The sequence below is a fragment of the Gordonia sp. UBA5067 genome (genome assembly GCF_002414845.1).
Lineage (GTDB): Bacteria > Actinomycetota > Actinomycetes > Mycobacteriales > Mycobacteriaceae > Gordonia > Gordonia defluvii.
This window is the reverse complement of sequence record NZ_DIAX01000083.1, coordinates 1-15,141: the sequence shown is the minus strand read 5'-3', so window position 1 is coordinate 15,141 and position 15,141 is coordinate 1. Positions and strand designations below refer to the sequence as shown.

The 15,141-nt window shown below is 68.8% G+C and carries 14 protein-coding genes and 2 pseudogenes; 10 read left to right on the top strand and 6 right to left on the bottom strand.

All coding sequences use genetic code 11. From position 1 onward, the window contains the following. The 3 genes and pseudogenes from B4M62_RS13650 to B4M62_RS13640 all read left to right on the top strand — a co-directional run. The coding region (locus B4M62_RS13650; protein WP_290713992.1) for an aconitase family protein at nucleotides 1–748 on the top strand (748 nt) is incomplete at its 5' end. Nucleotides 749–779: 31 nt separating this feature from the next. Next, nucleotides 780–1,367, top strand: a complete 588-nt coding sequence (leuD, locus tag B4M62_RS13645; protein WP_290713990.1) for a 3-isopropylmalate dehydratase small subunit — start codon at nucleotides 780–782, stop codon at nucleotides 1,365–1,367. A gap of 191 nt (nucleotides 1,368–1,558) precedes the next feature. After that, nucleotides 1,559–2,278: pseudogene (locus B4M62_RS13640) on the top strand (HU family DNA-binding protein); the annotation flags it as partial. Nucleotides 2,279–2,506: 228 nt separating this feature from the next. On the opposite strand, the gene B4M62_RS13635 reads toward B4M62_RS13640, so the two are convergent. The 3 genes and pseudogenes from B4M62_RS13635 to cofC form a co-directional block, all read right to left on the bottom strand. Next, a complete protein-coding gene (locus B4M62_RS13635; protein WP_290713988.1) occupies nucleotides 2,507–3,421 on the bottom strand; it encodes an NUDIX hydrolase in 915 nt (304 codons plus the stop codon). Between the two features lie 18 nt (nucleotides 3,422–3,439). Continuing rightward, entirely contained in the window at nucleotides 3,440–5,686 is a 2,247-nt protein-coding gene (locus B4M62_RS13630) for an RNA degradosome polyphosphate kinase (protein WP_414651850.1), read from the bottom strand. Nucleotides 5,687–5,749: 63 nt separating this feature from the next. Then, nucleotides 5,750–6,337 (bottom strand): annotated as a pseudogene (gene cofC / locus B4M62_RS13625) (2-phospho-L-lactate guanylyltransferase); the annotation flags it as partial. Nucleotides 6,338–6,429: 92 nt separating this feature from the next. Here cofC and B4M62_RS13620 point away from each other — a divergent pair. Further along, nucleotides 6,430–6,957 carry a YdeI/OmpD-associated family protein gene (locus tag B4M62_RS13620; protein ID WP_290713986.1) on the top strand — a complete coding sequence of 176 codons (528 nt, stop codon included), beginning with the start codon at nucleotides 6,430–6,432 and terminating at the stop codon, nucleotides 6,955–6,957. Nucleotides 6,958–7,033: 76 nt separating this feature from the next. Next, complete coding sequence (locus B4M62_RS13615) at nucleotides 7,034–8,035, top strand: NAD(P)H-dependent glycerol-3-phosphate dehydrogenase (RefSeq protein ID WP_290713984.1); 1,002 nt, start codon at nucleotides 7,034–7,036, stop codon at nucleotides 8,033–8,035. A 62-nt stretch (nucleotides 8,036–8,097) separates the two neighbouring features. Here B4M62_RS13615 and B4M62_RS13610 read toward each other — a convergent pair whose 3' ends face one another. Next, the gene (locus B4M62_RS13610; protein ID WP_290713982.1) at nucleotides 8,098–8,652 is read right to left on the bottom strand and encodes a DUF3515 domain-containing protein; all 555 of its coding nucleotides are present in this window, start codon (nucleotides 8,650–8,652) and stop codon (nucleotides 8,098–8,100) included. 52 nt (nucleotides 8,653–8,704) lie between these two features. Between B4M62_RS13610 and thiL the strand changes: the two genes are divergently transcribed. The 3 genes from thiL to B4M62_RS13595 are packed head-to-tail and all read left to right on the top strand — an operon-like array spanning nucleotide 8,705 to nucleotide 10,898. Then, nucleotides 8,705–9,670 (top strand): thiamine-phosphate kinase, encoded by a 966-nt coding sequence (gene thiL / locus B4M62_RS13605; protein ID WP_290713980.1) that lies wholly within the window; start codon nucleotides 8,705–8,707, stop codon nucleotides 9,668–9,670. Between the two features lie 9 nt (nucleotides 9,671–9,679). After that, nucleotides 9,680–10,216 carry a gamma carbonic anhydrase family protein gene (locus tag B4M62_RS13600; RefSeq protein ID WP_290713978.1) on the top strand — a complete coding sequence of 179 codons (537 nt, stop codon included), beginning with the start codon at nucleotides 9,680–9,682 and terminating at the stop codon, nucleotides 10,214–10,216. Continuing rightward, entirely contained in the window at nucleotides 10,206–10,898 is a 693-nt protein-coding gene (locus tag B4M62_RS13595; RefSeq protein WP_290713976.1) for a uracil-DNA glycosylase, read from the top strand. The genes B4M62_RS13600 and B4M62_RS13595 overlap by 11 nt, the downstream gene beginning before the upstream one ends. Nucleotides 10,899–10,911: 13 nt before the next feature. Here B4M62_RS13595 and B4M62_RS13590 read toward each other — a convergent pair whose 3' ends face one another. Both B4M62_RS13590 and rpmB read right to left on the bottom strand, forming a co-directional pair. Then, on the bottom strand, nucleotides 10,912–11,691 hold the full coding sequence (locus B4M62_RS13590) for an enoyl-CoA hydratase/isomerase family protein (protein ID WP_290713973.1): 780 nt from the start codon (nucleotides 11,689–11,691) through the stop codon (nucleotides 10,912–10,914). Between the two features lie 103 nt (nucleotides 11,692–11,794). After that, on the bottom strand, nucleotides 11,795–11,983 hold the full coding sequence (rpmB, locus tag B4M62_RS13585) for a 50S ribosomal protein L28 (RefSeq protein WP_005182428.1): 189 nt from the start codon (nucleotides 11,981–11,983) through the stop codon (nucleotides 11,795–11,797). Between the two features lie 150 nt (nucleotides 11,984–12,133). On the opposite strand from rpmB, the gene B4M62_RS13580 reads away from it, so the two are divergent. Beyond that, nucleotides 12,134–13,819: a DAK2 domain-containing protein gene (locus B4M62_RS13580; RefSeq protein ID WP_290713964.1), complete on the top strand. Its 1,686-nt coding sequence runs from the start codon at nucleotides 12,134–12,136 to the stop codon at nucleotides 13,817–13,819. Between the two features lie 4 nt (nucleotides 13,820–13,823). Next, nucleotides 13,824–15,141 (top strand): DEAD/DEAH box helicase (locus B4M62_RS13575; protein WP_290713962.1); only part of this gene is annotated, 1,318 nt, incomplete at its 3' end.

Genomic DNA, 15,141 nt, shown 5'->3' with positions numbered 1-15,141 from the left:
GACGCTCTGCAACATGTCGATCGAAGCGGGCGCCCGCGCCGGAATGATTGCCCCGGATGCGGTCACCTACGAGTTCCTCAAGGGGCGTCCGCATGCGCCGGTCGGTGCGCAATGGGATGCCGCGATCGCGTACTGGGAAGGTTTGCGCACCGACGAGGACGCCGAGTTCGACGCCGAGGTCCACCTCAACGCCGCCGAGCTGACCCCGTTCGTCACCTGGGGCACCAACCCCGGGCAGGGACTGCCGCTGGGGGCGCTAGTGCCGAACCCGGCCGACATCGTCGACGAGAACGAGGCACTCGCCGCCGAGCGCGCACTGGCGTACATGGACCTGACGCCCGGCACGCCGCTGCGCGAGGTCGCGGTCGACGCCGTATTTGTCGGATCGTGTACCAACGGGCGGATCGAAGACTTGCGCGCGGTGGCCGACGTGCTGCGCGGGCGGACTATCGCCGACGGTGTCCGGATGCTTGTCGTGCCCGGATCGATGAAGGTGCGCGCGCAGGCCGAGGACGAAGGCCTCGGTGAGATCTTCACCGCGGCCGGTGCGGAGTGGCGGCAGGCCGGCTGCTCGATGTGCCTGGGGATGAATCCTGACCAGTTGGCGCCCGGTGAGCGCTGCGCGTCGACGTCGAACCGCAACTTCGAGGGACGCCAGGGCAAGGGGGGCCGAACTCATCTCGTGTCGCCGGCCGTCGCCGCCGCAACCGCTGTCCGCGGCACTCTCTCGGCCCCGGCAGACTTGTAGCCGCACAACGCTTTTCGAGGAGTCCTCAACTATGGAACCGCTGACCGCACACACTGGCGTCGGAGTGCCGTTTCGGCGCAGCAACGTCGACACCGACCAGATCATCCCCGCCGTATACCTCAAACGGGTCACGCGCACCGGGTTCGAGGACGGCCTGTTCTCGTCGTGGCGCACCGACCCGGACTTCATTCTCAACGCCGAGCCGTACAACCATGGGTCGGTCCTGGTCGCCGGTCCCGACTTCGGCACCGGCTCCTCGCGCGAGCATGCGGTATGGGCATTGATGGACTTCGGCTTCCGGGTCGTACTCAGCTCCCGGTTCGCCGATATCTTTCGGGGCAACTCCGGAAAGGCCGGATTGCTTGCCGGGCAGGTGGATCAGAGCGACATCGAACTGCTGTGGAAGCGACTGGAAAGCGAGCCGGGACTCGAGCTCGCCGTCGATCTTGCACAGCGAACGGTGACCGCCGGTGATCTTGTGGTGCCGTTTCAGATTGACGATTACACGCGGTGGCGCCTGATGGAGGGCCTCGACGACATCGGCCTGACGCTGCGCGAGGCCGAGGCTATCGATGTGTTCGAGCGTGTGCGCCCGGCGTTCAAGCCGACCACGCTCTAACCGACCACGCTCGAACCAACCCGCAGTGCTTGGGCGTCAAGAGGATTGGCGGTCCCTCTCGACGGGCGCAGATGCGCGTCGTTGATGGACCTTTTTGAACTCGGCGTTTACCGTGTTGTGTTAGCTACGCCACACCCTGGGTGTGAACTGGTTGATCACAAGTCCGAGGATCCAAGCTTGCGGAGGTCGAAATGAACAAGGCGGAACTCATTGACGAGTTGACCAAGCGGCTCAAGGCGGATCGTCAGACCGCCACCGAGGCCGTCGAACAATTCATCGACACGGTGGTCCGCGCGGTGAATCGCGGCGAAAAGGTCACCATCACCGGATTTGGTGTCTTCGAAAAGCGCAGGCGCGCACCGCGCGTCGCCCGAAACCCGCGAACCGGTGAGACGGTGAAGGTACGTGCGGTCAATGTGCCGTCCTTCCGCCCCGGTGCCCAGTTCAAATCTGTGATCGCCGGAAAGCTGCGACTGCCGGTAGGCGTCACCGCCGCCAAGAGGGGGGCGGTGGACGCTGCCCCGGCGAAGAAGACCGCGGCCAAGAAGGCGACTCCGGCGAAGAAGACTGCGACAGCCGCCAAGGCCGCTCCGGCGAAGAAGACGACACCCGCGAAATCAGCGGCGGCCAAGCAGGCGGCACCGGCGAAGAAGGCGGCACCGGCGAAGAAGGCCCCGGCCACGAAGGCCCCGGCCACGAAGGCCACGGCCACGAAGGCCACGGCGACGAAGGCCACGGCGACGAAGGCCACGGCGACGAAAGCCGCTGCCAAGAAGGTCACCGCGGCCAAGCAGGCGGCACCGGTGAAATCAGCGGCGGCCAAGCGGGCGGCACCGGCCACGAAGGCAGCACCGGCGAAGAAGGCCCCGGCGAAGAAGGCCCCGGCGGCCAAGGCGACGGCGGCCAAGGCCACGGCCACGGCGGCCAAGGCCACCACGGCCACTACTGCTCCAAAGGCCGCTGCCACGAAGGCGGCACCGGCGAAGAAGGCGACCGCAACGAAGAAGGCACCGGCTACGGTGGCGCCTCGAACGGCTGCCTCGACACCCACCAAGGCGGCGGCCAAGAAGACAGCGGCCAAGAAGACTGCGGCCCCCAAGACTGCGGCCACCAAGACTGTGGCCAAGAAGTAGTCTGCGTCAGCCGAAGTCGGGCAACGGGTCGTCGACGTGGTCGGCCACCACAACCCGACCGTCGGCATCGACGGAAAGAACCCAGAAGCTGCCTTTGCGGTTCCGGTTGGGCGGCAAGGTGAATCCGTCGTGCTGCGACCACCATTGCATCAGCGGTGCGATGGCCTTGCCCTGACTGCAGACGACGTGAACGGACTTCTGCTTCGTCGCGAGTTCGACCATTCGCCGCTGCGCCGCCGCAGGATCGCGGGAATACGCCTCCTCGGTCAGGGTCGGCTCGATCTGGATCTTCTTGCCGCCGAGCGCGTGGGCCAGCGGCTCGAGCGTCTGGACGCAGCGCGCGCGATCAGCAGCGTGTAGCCGCTCGGCGCCGAACAAGGGCAACAGGTCGGCGAGCGCCTCGGCCTGAAGGCGACCGTAGCGTTCCAGTGGTCGCGCCGGATCAGGTCCGGAGTATCGGGCGCGACGACCGGCCTTGGCGTGGCGCACCAGCAGGAGAGTATGCAGACCGGCGGGGTTGGCGAGGAAGTCGTTGACGACCGCCCGGTCCAGCGAGTAGGTCAGCAGCTTCTTCGCCGCGCCGGGCGACGTCCAGACGAGGTCGTCGACCTCCTTGTTCGGAACGAAGTCACCGCCAGTCATCCGGGCAGCCCAGTAACGGACGATTTTCCGCTTGGTGCCGTTGACGGGGTAGCTGACCTGGCGCAGAAAGCGACCGAGGACGGCGGAATACCCGGTTTCCTCAGCGATCTCCCGGACGGCCGACGCGATGACGGTCTCGCGGCGCTCGGTCTTCCCCTTGGGTAATGTCCAGTCGTCATACCGCGGCCGGTGGATCACCGCGATCTCCGGCTCGCCCGTCCCGGCCGGCGCGGGCCGCCACAGCACGCCGCCACCGGCCCAGACTGCGCGTACGTTCATTGGCGCCTGACCTCGGAATCAGGCCGAGCCGGCCGCGGCACGACGGAAGCGGTCCATCAGTTCGGACTGGTGGTCGCGCACCTCGAGGCCGGGCCCCGGCGATGCGACCCAATTCCCATCGGCGCCGAGTATCCAGCATCGGGTTCGGGGATCGAGGGCGGAATCAAAGATCTCGTCGAGCTGCTTGGCCAGCCGCACGTCGCGGACCTGGGTCATCACCTCGATGCGCCGGTCGAGGTTCCGGTGCATCATGTCCGCGCTGCCGATCCAGAATTCGCCCTGTGCACCGAAGTGGAAGATGCGGGAGTGCTCGAGGAACCGTCCGAGGATCGAGCGCACGTCGATGTTGTCGCTGACACCGGGGATGCCGGGGCGAAGGGCGCAGATGCCGCGCACCACGATCTCTACCGGCAGCCCGGCTTGGGATGCGCGGTAGAGCGCGTCGATGATCTGCTCGTCGACCAGCGCGTTGGCCTTCAAGCGCACACGTGCGGACGGGTCGCCCGCACGGTGCCGGTCGACCTCGGTGCGGATTCGATCGACGATTCCGGACCGGATGCCATCCGGGGCGACGAGAAGATTGCGGTAACTGCGCTTGCGCGAGTACCCGGTCAACGTGTTGAACAGGTCGGTAAGATCGGCGCCGATCTCGGGTGCCGCCGTGAACAGGCCGACGTCTTCGTAGAGCCGGGCCGTTTTCGGGTTGTAGTTACCGGTGCCGATGTGACAGTAGCGGCGGATCGTCGATCCCTCACGGCGCACGACCAGGCAGGTCTTGCAGTGGGTTTTGAGGCCGACGAGGCCGTAGACGACGTGCACGCCGGCCTGCTCGAGTTTGCGCGCCCATTTGATGTTTGCGCGTTCGTCGAAGCGGGCCTTGATCTCGACGAGGGCGACCACCTGCTTCCCGGCCTCGGCTGCGGTGATCAGTGCGTCGACGATGGGCGAGTCGCCGGAGGTGCGGTACAGCGTCTGCTTGATCGCGAGCACGTGTGGGTCGGCGGCGGCCTGCTCGATGAAGCGCTGAACGCTCGTTGAGAAGGACTCGTACGGATGGTGCACCAGTACATCGCCCTCACGCAGCGTCGAAAAGACACTCTTGGGCGTCTCGCGCTCGCCGAAGGCGGGATTGGTGACCGGTACGTACGGCGGGTACTTGAGTGTTGGGCGGTCGACCTCGTAGATCTGGAACAGGGACGAAAGGTCGAGGGGGCCGGGTGCGGCGATCACATCGGCGGGGTCGACATCGAGTTCGCGCAGGAGGAGTTCGAGCATGTGCTCGCTCATATCCTCTTCGATCTCCAGTCGCACTGGCGTTCCGAAGCGTCGCCGGGCCAACTCCCGTTCCAGTGCTTGCAGCAGGTCTTCGTCGCGGTCCTCGTCCACCTCGAAGTCGGCGTTGCGGGTGATGCGGAAGGCATGATGTTCCACGACGTCCATGCCGGGGAACAGTTGGCCCAGATTGGCCGCGATCAGCTCCTCAAGTGGAAGGAATACCACGTCGGGGGAGAGGACCTCCGACGTGGGACGCACGTCGGGGGAGACGAGGTGGTCGACGCGCAGGAAGCGGGCGACGTTGTCGGGCACCTTGACGCGGGCGAAGTGTTCGGCGCCGTTGCTGGTGTCGCGCACCGTGACGGCCAGGTTCAGGCTCAGCCCGCTGATGTAGGGGAACGGGTGCGCGGGATCGACGGCCAGGGGGGTCAGGACGGGGAAGACCTGGTCGTTGAAGTAGGAGACGAGCCGGTCGCGCTCGGCGACGTCGAGATCGGCCCACGTGACGATGTGGATTCCCTCGGCGTCGAGTGCCGGTTTAACCGAATCGTTGAAGACGCGGGCCTGGCGTGTCGCGATCGACTGGGTGCGCTGGGCGATCCGGAGGAGTTGTTCGCGCGGGGACAGCCCGTCGGCCGAGCGCACGGACAGCCCGGTCTCGTCGCGGCGTTTGAGCCCCGCGACGCGGACCATGAAGAACTCGTCGAGGTTCGACGTGAAGATGGCAAGGAATTTGGCACGCTCCAGGAGTGGCAGCGAGGTGTCCTCGGCCAGTGCCAGGACACGCGCGTTGAAGTCCAGCCACGACAGCTCGCGGTTCAGATAGCGGTCGGTGGGAAGGTCGGCGGACTCGTCTGGGTGGGCGGTCGCCGCTGGGGGCGCCCCGGGGATCGGGTCGTCGGCGATGGGTTCGGCCACCCGGGCCTCGAGGGCGCCAGGAGTCGTCAGGGCTTCGGGGGCGTCGGCGCTCACCGCATCATCATGCACCATGGCAGAAGTGCGTGCAGAAGTTGCCGGTGACCGGGAGTGTAGCCATTCGGAGGTGGCCCGGCCGATCCCGATCTCGGCCGCCGCGGACAGGTCGGCAAGCGTGTCGACATCTCGACGCAGCCCGGCCCAGACGTCGTCGGAACCGGTGATGTCGACTAGGCCGGCGGCGCGGTGCGCAGCTGCCGAATCCGGCCCGAACCGGGGCATCGAGTCGACGTTGGCGGGCCGCAGGAGTGCTGCGGTGCCAGAACCCGCGCTGTCGGCGATGAACGACTGCCGGAGCCCGGAGGCGGAGGATTGTTCATGCCCGGCGATGGCCCTGCGCAGCGCACCCGCGGTGAGCGCGGGAAGGTCGGCTGCAAGAAGGAAGACGGCCTCGACACCTGGCTCGCGGGCAACGAGTTCGCGTTGCCCGTGGACAAAGGCGGCGTTCAGGCCGGCCCCGCCGTCGGGCTCGGCCGCGATCAGCGCCCCGGCATCGTGGGCCAGCGCGGCGACGCGCGGATCAGGGGTGACGACGAGCGGCGTCAGGCCCGCCTGCACCACGGCGGCCAGGACGTCGACGAGCATCGCGACCACGAGTTCGGCCCGATCGTCAGCGGTGCCGCCCAGGCGCGACTTCGCCTCCGGCAACCGTTTGACCGCCAACACCACACCCCACGCCACCGGTCAATCATGGCAGGCAGCCGGTACCGCGGGACTAGCCTGGGGGTGGTGTGCGAGGAGAAGGGCAGGGAACCGGGATGGCGAAAGCCGCGAGCCAGGTGATCGAGTTCACCGGGTCGGTGGTGCGGGTGGCCGGCCGGCTGATCATCCGGCTGCCGCAGGAGGCGAGTGTCGGGCTGCCCTCGCGGGGACAAGTCGCGGCGGCGGTCACGGTCGGTGGCCAGACGGCCGTCACCGTCGTCGAGCCGGATGGCCGTCGCGGCCACTGGCTGGCGCTCGATGGATCCTCGTTGACCGAGGGGGCCGCGGTGGCCGTGCGCATCGAGCCGGGCACATCCTGGCCCGAGCCGATTCAGCCGGACGACTTCGCCGTCGCTCTCACCGCGGCACCCGATATCGGCGGACTCTGGGATGCGATCACCCCGATGGCTCGGTGGGAGTGGGTGCGGTGGATCGGCGCCACCAAGAATCCCGATACGCGGCAGCGTCGCATCGAGGTGGCGATCGACAAATTGCGCGCGGGCAAGCGGCGCCCGTGCTGCTTCGATCTGTCCTCGTGCACGGATCCAGAATTGGCCCGCAGCGGGAAGCTCATCGAGGCATGAGCGCCCGCCGAACCGGCTACGCTGGGCGGAAGACATAGCCGGGCAGCCCCAGAGGCTGGGGCGAAAGGGGACGGGCGTGCAAGCCGTTGTTATGGGAGCGGGTTCGTGGGGTACGACGGTGGCGAAAGTGCTCGTCGATGCGGGCACGCCGACGCGGATCTGGGCCCGGCGCCCGGCGCTGGCCGAGGCCATCAATACCGCGCACGAGAACCCCGACTACCTTGCCGGGATCATTCTGCCGGCGGCCCTGCACGCGGTGAGCGATGTGGCCGAGGCGCTCGATGGAGCTGACGTCGTCGTCCTCGGAGTGCCGTCCCAATCGCTGCGCGCGAACCTGGAGGCGTGGAAGCCGCATCTCACCGATGACATGACTTTCGTGTCGCTGGCCAAAGGGGTCGAGACCTCGACGGTGATGCGCATGTCGGAGGTGATCGCCGATGTCACCGGCGCCCCGCCGGAGCGGATCGCGGTGCTGTCGGGTCCGAACCTGGCCAAAGAGGTCGCCGTCGGCCAACCGGCCGCCACCGTCATCGGGTGCGCCGACGAGCGGCGGGCCGTCGACTTGCAGGAAGCGTTCTCCACGAACTATTTCCGGCCGTATACGAACACCGATGTGATCGGTTGCGAGCTCGGCGGAGCCGTCAAGAACGTGATCGCCCTCGCCTGCGGCATGGCTGCGGGCGTCGGGCTCGGGCAGAACACCCTGGCCACCATCATCACCAGGGGACTTGCCGAGACCATCCGATTGGGCGTCGCGGCCGGTGCCGACGCCCAGACGCTAGCGGGCCTGGCCGGTGTCGGCGACCTCGTCGCGACCTGTGCGTCGCCGCTGTCGCGCAACCGCACCTTCGGGTTCGCCCTCGGGGAGGGGAAGACTCTTGAGGAGGCGCAGGCGGCGACCAACGGCCAAGTCGCCGAGGGCGTGAAGTCGTGTTCCTCGGTGCGCGCGCTGGCCGAGCAGTATGGCGTCGACGTGCCGCTGACCGACGCCGTCCACCAGGTGTGCCACGACGGGCTGAGCGTGCCGGAGGCGATAGCAATGCTGCTGGGCCGATCCCGCAAACCTGAGATCCGCTAGATCCCGCACGGTTTCGTCTTACCAGCGTCGATCGGCGCTGGTAAGACGAAACGGTGCTGCACTTAGCGCAGCTCTAGTGGTGCCCGCTCGAGGTGCTTGTCGATCAGCGCGGTAACCGTGCCGATCGGTGCCGAACCGGAGTTCAGCGGCAGCCACAGGGCGACGTAGGGCCGATGGTCGACGGCGACATAGGCGACGCCGGCATCGCGCTCATCGGTGATGAACCACTGCGCCGAGTCGACGACCTGCAAGCGCGACGAAGGTGCGAGGCCGGGCGGCCGTTCGACACCGCAGCGAAGTGCCACCGAGTCGCCGTTGCCCGCCCGCCATCGCGCCGCCGTGCCCGACACCGACTTGTGGCCGTAGTTGCCGAGTTGCTCGGGCAGTGCCGCCATGAACGGCGCGCAGGCCGCTTCGGTGCCCGGTTGCGCTGACATGGAGTCCAGGGGCGTCGTCGTCCCGTCGCGCAGCATGGCGAACGTGATGAAGCCGGCGATGATCATCACCGGCACGGCGATCAGGGTGGCGAGGAAGGCAGGCGACAGGTATCCGCGCTCGTCCCGGAACAGGGAGGCGCGCGAGGTGCTGCGGTCGGAGGATTCGTCTTCGGCGGACACGCGACCAGCGTAGCGGGCGGCGCGCGCCCGGGCGCATGACAGACTGGCGACCGTGGCACCATTCCGAACCGTTGGCGACATCGGCGAGCGGACGCTGCTGGCCGGGTTTGCCCGCGCCGCGGCCGCGAGCGGACCCGGGGTGCTGATCGGGCCGGGCGACGATGCCGCCGTCATCGAACCCGGGGCGACGGTACTCAGTGTGGACACCGCCGTGCAGGGACGGCACTTTCGCCTCGACTGGTCGGCACCCGAGCAGATCGGTGCGCGCGCCGTGATCGCCGCCGCCGCCGACATCGCCGCGATGGGTGGCACCACGACCGGGGTCCTGGTGTCGCTGGCGGCGCCGGCCGACTCCTCGGCCGAGGTCCTCATCGGGATCAATGCCGGAGTCGTGAACCGGGCGGCGGCGATCGGTGCGGCGGTGCTCGGCGGGGACCTCGTGGAAGCGTCCGAGATATCGGTGTCGATCACCGCGGTCGGCGTCCTTGACGCCGGTGGTCCGATACGGCTCGGCGGCGCGCGCGCCGGGGACGTGCTCGCGGTGAGTGGGCCGTTGGGCGCGTCCGCGGCCGGTCACGCTCTCCTGGCCGCCGGCGGTGTGGCGCCCGACGGTGATCCGCAGGGTCGGGCGGTTGTCGACGCGTTCCGCTGCCCGGCACCGGATTTGCAGCAGGGACCGGCCGCCGCGCGCGGGGGGGCCCACGGATTGACCGATATCTCCGATGGCCTGGTCGAGGAACTGGCGCTCATGGCCGCTGCGTCGGGGGTGGCCCTCGACGTCGATTCCGCGGCGATCCCCGTCACTGATGCGGTCGCCGCGGTCGCGCAGCGCCTCGGCGTCGATGTCCGCCGGTGGTCGCTCGGCGGTGGGGAGGACCACGAGTTGCTCGGGGCCTTCGGTGCTGCCGCGCAGGTGCCGCCAGGCTGGTGGGTGATCGGCGCCGTCGTCGGCAGCCGCGAAGAGGCGGTACACATCGATGGGGCACCGACCCGCCTCCACGGTTGGCGCAGCGTCTAGATTGCTCCCATGGCCATTTACGCACTGGGTGATCGTGAGCCGGCGCTTGCCGCCGACGCCTACGTTCACCCCGACGCGGTTGTCATCGGGAACGTCACTCTGGCCGGGGGAGTATCAGTCTGGCCGGGGGCGGTGCTGCGCGGCGACTACGGGAGCATCACCGTCGGGGAGATGACCAACATCCAGGACGGCACGATCATCCACTGCACCATGATTCACCCGACCGTGATCGGCGCGCGGTGCGTCGTCGGGCACAAGGCGCACATCGAGGGCGCGACAATCGGCGACGACGTCCTGGTCGCGTCGGGATCGGTGGTGCTCAACGGTGCGACGGTCCGATCCGGTGCGATCGTCGGCGCCGGTGCGGTGGTGCCGTTCGACTTCGAGGTCCCCGCCCGCCGGATGGCGCTGGGGGTACCGGCCCGGATCCGCGACGGGTACGAGGTGCCCACCGGGCACACCGAGGTCAACACGGCAATGTACTTCGAGAACAGCAAGTACTACCGCGACAATCTGCGGCGCGTCGACTGGGCCGATGACCGCTGACGCCAGGTCCGCCAAGCCGCTGTCCGAGCTACTCGCCCCCGACTGGGCGCAGGCCCTCGCGCCGGTCGCGCCTGTCATCGCCCAACTCGGCGACTTCCTGCGCGCCGAGGTCGCCGCGGGGCGCCGGTACCTGCCCGCCGGGGCACACGTGCTGCGCGCATTCACCCGGCCGATGGCCGACGTGCGCGTCCTCGTCGTCGGACAAGACCCGTATCCGACGCCCGGCCACGCGATGGGGTTGAGCTTTTCAGTCGCCCCCGACGTGGCCCCGATCCCGCGGTCGCTGGCCAACATCTACACCGAGTACTGCGATGACCTCGACTATCCTCGCCCCAGCACCGGCGACCTCACGCCCTGGGCCGATGCCGGGGTGCTGCTGCTCAACCGGGTGCTGACCGTCGGGGCGCAAGACAGTGGGTCGCATCGGGGCCGGGGCTGGGAGGCGGTCACCGAATGCGCCATCAAGGCGCTCGCCGGCCGTGCCGAGCCGCTCGTCGCGATCCTGTGGGGCCGGGACGCGCAGAAACTGCAGCAGTGGCTGCCGGGCATCCCGGTGATCGCCTCGGCGCACCCGTCGCCGCTGTCGGCCTCGCGCGGGTTCTTCGGTTCCCGGCCGTTCAGCCGGGCCAACGCCGCGCTGGCCGAACTGGGCGCCGCCCCGGTGGACTGGCGGCTCCCGTGAAGTCGATCTGGTCCTAACGCCAGTTCGGCGCGCGCTTCTGGACAAAGGCGTCGACACCCTCGATGCCCTCAGGCTGACCGGATAGTCGTGCGATGGAAGCCGCCTCAGCGGCCAGTTGGTCGGCCAGTGAGGCCGTCGGTGCGGCGCGGAGGAGGGCGGCCGTCGCCTGCAACGCACCCGACGGCCCAGCAGCCAGCTCGGCGGCGATCTCGCGGGCCCGGGCATCGACCTGCTCGTCGTCGACCAGTTCGGACACCAGCCCGAGTTCAAGGGCGTTCTGGGCCGAGAGGATCCGGTTGGTGAGGATGATCGCGCGTGCTCGGGCGGGTCCGACGACCCGTGGCAGGCTCCACGTCATCCCGCCGTCGGGGCTGAGCCCGATCCCGCTGTAGGCCGGACGCATCTTTGTCGACGGCCCGCCCACGACGACGTCGCCGATCAGGGTCAGGCTCATCCCGGCGCCGGCCGCCCAGCCCTTCGCCGCGATGACGACCGGGCGTCCGGCGGTATCGATCAGCGTGATCAGCCGGTGCAGCCGTTCGGCGAGGCCGCCGAGGTAGGCCGGCCGGTCGGCGGCGGCGGCGAAGGCGGCGACGTTGCCGCCGGCACAGAAGTTCTTCCCGGCCCCGACAAGCAGGATCACCCGCTCGTCGCGCGCACCCGAGTGCAGCTCGGTCAGCGCGACGATAGCCTCGTCGACGGCGTCGCCGTTCAGCGAGGTCCCGTTGGCGGGACTGGATATCGCAATGGTCAGCACACCGTCGGCGGCGGACACGTGGGGGGAGTCGGTCATGCCGATCAGGCTACCGGGCGACGACCACCCGACACCCGCCGATAGCGGCGACCCCCGCCGGGCCAGGCCCGGCGGGGGTCGCGCAACGCGTGGTGCAGCGGGATCAGACGGTGGTCTTACCGGCCTTCAGGCACGAGGTGCACACGTTCTTGCGCTTGCGGTTACCCGGCGCAACCTCGACTCGCACAGACTGGATGTTGGGGTTCCAGCGGCGGTTGGTGCGCCGGTGCGAGTGCGAAACCGACTTGCCGAAGCCGGGGCCCTTGCCGCAGATGTCGCAGACGGCAGCCATATCGAACACTCCCTCAATAGTTGGTATCACTTGCGTGGTCGGTAGATGCGTGATCTCCTCGGCCCGGTCATGGGCGCAGAACACAACCTGACAAGACTAGCCGCAGCATCGGGCGGCGGCCAAATCCGGTCCTGGGCTAGTCTCGTTCCAATGTCGGATACAGTGCCCACCACAGCGCAGCGCGGTGACCGTTCCCCACGGGTCAACCCGCAGCTGTTGCGCGACTGGGCACGGGCGTCGGCCGACGGACTCGTGGCCGTGCGCACCGAGATCAACGACCTCAACGTTTTCCCGATTCCCGACTCGGATACCGGCTCGAATATGGCGTTCACCATGGGCGCCGCCGCCGATGCCGCCGAGCAGGCCGAGCCGGGTGCCGATGTGGCCGCGGTGACCCGGGCGATGGCTGACGCCGCGGTCGGCAGTGCCCGCGGCAACTCCGGGATCATCCTGTCGCAGGTGCTCGTCGGAGTCGCCGACGCCGCGGTGGTCGCCGAGACGGAAAACGACCAATCCTTCGCGCAACTGTTCGCCGGCGGCCTCGCGCTGGGTTCGCTGGCCGCGGTCCGAGCCGTCAGCGATCCCCGGGAGGGGACGGTGCTCACGGTGCTGCGCCAGGCCGCCGCCGCCGCTCACGACAACTCCGAGGCCGCCCCGGCCGACCTGGCGCGCGCCGCCGCCGAAGCGGCCGCCGATGCCCTCGAGCACACCCCTGAGCAGCTCGCTGAGCTGGCGTATGCCGGGGTCGTCGACGCCGGTGGTCGGGGCATGCTGGTGCTGCTCGACGCGATGGTGCTGGTTTTGACCGGAGTCGCCAATCGGCGCCGCAACTACCGGGGGCTCCTGATCGAGGGGGCACTCCCGGCCCAGCGCGCCGACGAGGCGTGTGACGGCAGCAGCGACATGGACTTCGAGGTCATGTACCTGCTCGACGGGACCGCCGATGAGCGGATCGGCCGGCTGCGCGACTACCTGGCCGAGATCGGCGACGCCGTCGTCATCGTCGGTGACAGCAGTGAGGCCGGCGAACGCTTCTCCGTGCACGTGCACACCAACGATCCGGGGAAAGCGGTGGAGGCCGGCGCCGTGTGCGGGGCGATCAGCGATGTGCGGATCTCCTGCTTCGCGCTCGATGCGCTCCGCCTGGCGGGTCCTGACGAGCCGCTGCCAAGGCACAAGCGCGCCGTCGTCGTCATCGCGAAGGGACACGGGGCCCGGGACTTGTTTGCCGAGGCGGGGGCCGCGGTGGTCAGCGCCGACGACGGACTGTCGGCCGAGGCGGTGGCGCAGGCGATCCGCGACACCGATGCCGCGCACGTGGTGGTGATGGCCAACGGCGAATTGGCGTCGCAGGAACTCGTGTCGGTGGCGGCGGGTGCGCGCTCGACCCAGCGAACCGTCGTATTCATCCCGACCCTCTCGATGGTCCAGTGCCTGTCCGCGCTGGCGGTGCACGATCCCGGCGAAGAGGCCGACGTGGACGCCTACGCCATGGCGGAGGCGGCGGCCGGCACCCGGTGGGGTTCGGTGCGCCGGGTCACCGGTCAGTTGATGACGCTGGCCGGCACGAGTGAGCCCGGCGACATGCTCGGCTATATCGGTTCCGACGCACTGGTCATCGGGCATGATCCGTTGGCTGCGACGACTGCGCTGCTCGACCTGATGCTGGCCACCGGCGGCGAGTTGATCACCATTCTGGGCGGGGCGTTGCTCGACGATCAGCCCGAGGTCATCGTCGGCGTGCAGGACCACGTCCGGCGCGTGTACCCGGGAATCGAGTTGACCGTGTACCCGTGCGGACAGGCAGACTCGGTGCTGCAGGTGGGCGTTGAGTGATCCGGTGAACCCGGCACCCGTGGTCCCGGCATCGGCGCTGGCCGACGTCGTCGACGCGGACACCGCCGCCAAGCTCGCCGGTCTGGGCCTGACCACGGTCGGGCAGTTGCTCTTCTACACGCCGCGCCGTTACGCCCAAGCCGGGGTCGTCGCCACCGACGAGCTTCCCGAGGCCGGTGACTGGATCACCATCGTCGGGCGGATCACCAAGGCCGACCTGATCCGTATGAAGCGGCGCAACGGACAGTTCCTCAAAGTCCACGTCGACGACGACGTGCGCGTCTATGAGGCGAGCTTCTTCAACCCGCGCTTCATCAAGTCCAAATTGCGCCCGGGGGCGCGGGTCATGATGGCCGGAAAAGTGGGCCTCTACCAGGGGCGGGTGCAGTTGTCGCACCCGGAGTGGGCGGTGTTGCCCGACGGCACCGATCCTGATGTCGCGGCGGTCGGCAACGCGATGATGAGCGAGCTCTACGCCGTCGAGCATGAGTCACGGGAGGCCAATGGCGACGAGCCCGGTCTGGACGATGCGTTCGAGCGGGCGATCCTGCCCATCTATCCGGCGACGAAGGATGTGCAGACCTGGGTGATCTGGCGCGTGATCCGCAACGTCCTGGGCCGGCTTGCTCCGTCGGCCGACGCGTTGACGTCGGAGCAGCGCTCCCAGCGCGGGTTGCGCACCACCGAGGAATCGTTGCGGGCGATCCATCTGCCCGACGACCTCGGCGAGATTGACGCCGCGCGCGAACGGCTGCGCTTCGACGAGGCGTACGCGATGCAGCTCATCCTCGCGCAGCGGGCCCGCCTCGGCCGTGCCGAGACTGCACGTCCCTGCCCGCGGGTGCCCGGCGGGTTGGAGGATGCGCTGCGTGCGCGGCTGCCGTTCACGCTGACCGCGGGGCAGGAGTCGGTCCTCGCCGAGATCGACGGCGAGCTCGACCGCACCGTCCCGATGAGCCGGCTGCTGCAGGGCGAGGTGGGATCGGGCAAGACGTTGGTCGCCCTGCTGGCGATGCTGAGGGTCGTCGACAACGGGCAGCAGTGCGCGCTGCTCGCGCCGACCGAGGTCCTTGCCGCACAGCACAACCGAACGATCCGGACCATGCTCGGCGATCTCGGCATCGGTGGGGAACTGGGGGCGGCGGAGAACGCGACGACGATCACTCTCGTCACCGGTTCGCAGCGCACCGCAGAGAAGCGCCAGAGCCTGCTCGACGTGGTCACCGGGACATCGGGCATCGTCATCGGCACCCATGCCCTGCTACAGGAGAAAGTCGAGTTCTTCGATCTGGGGTTCATCGTCGTCGACGAGCAGCACCGCT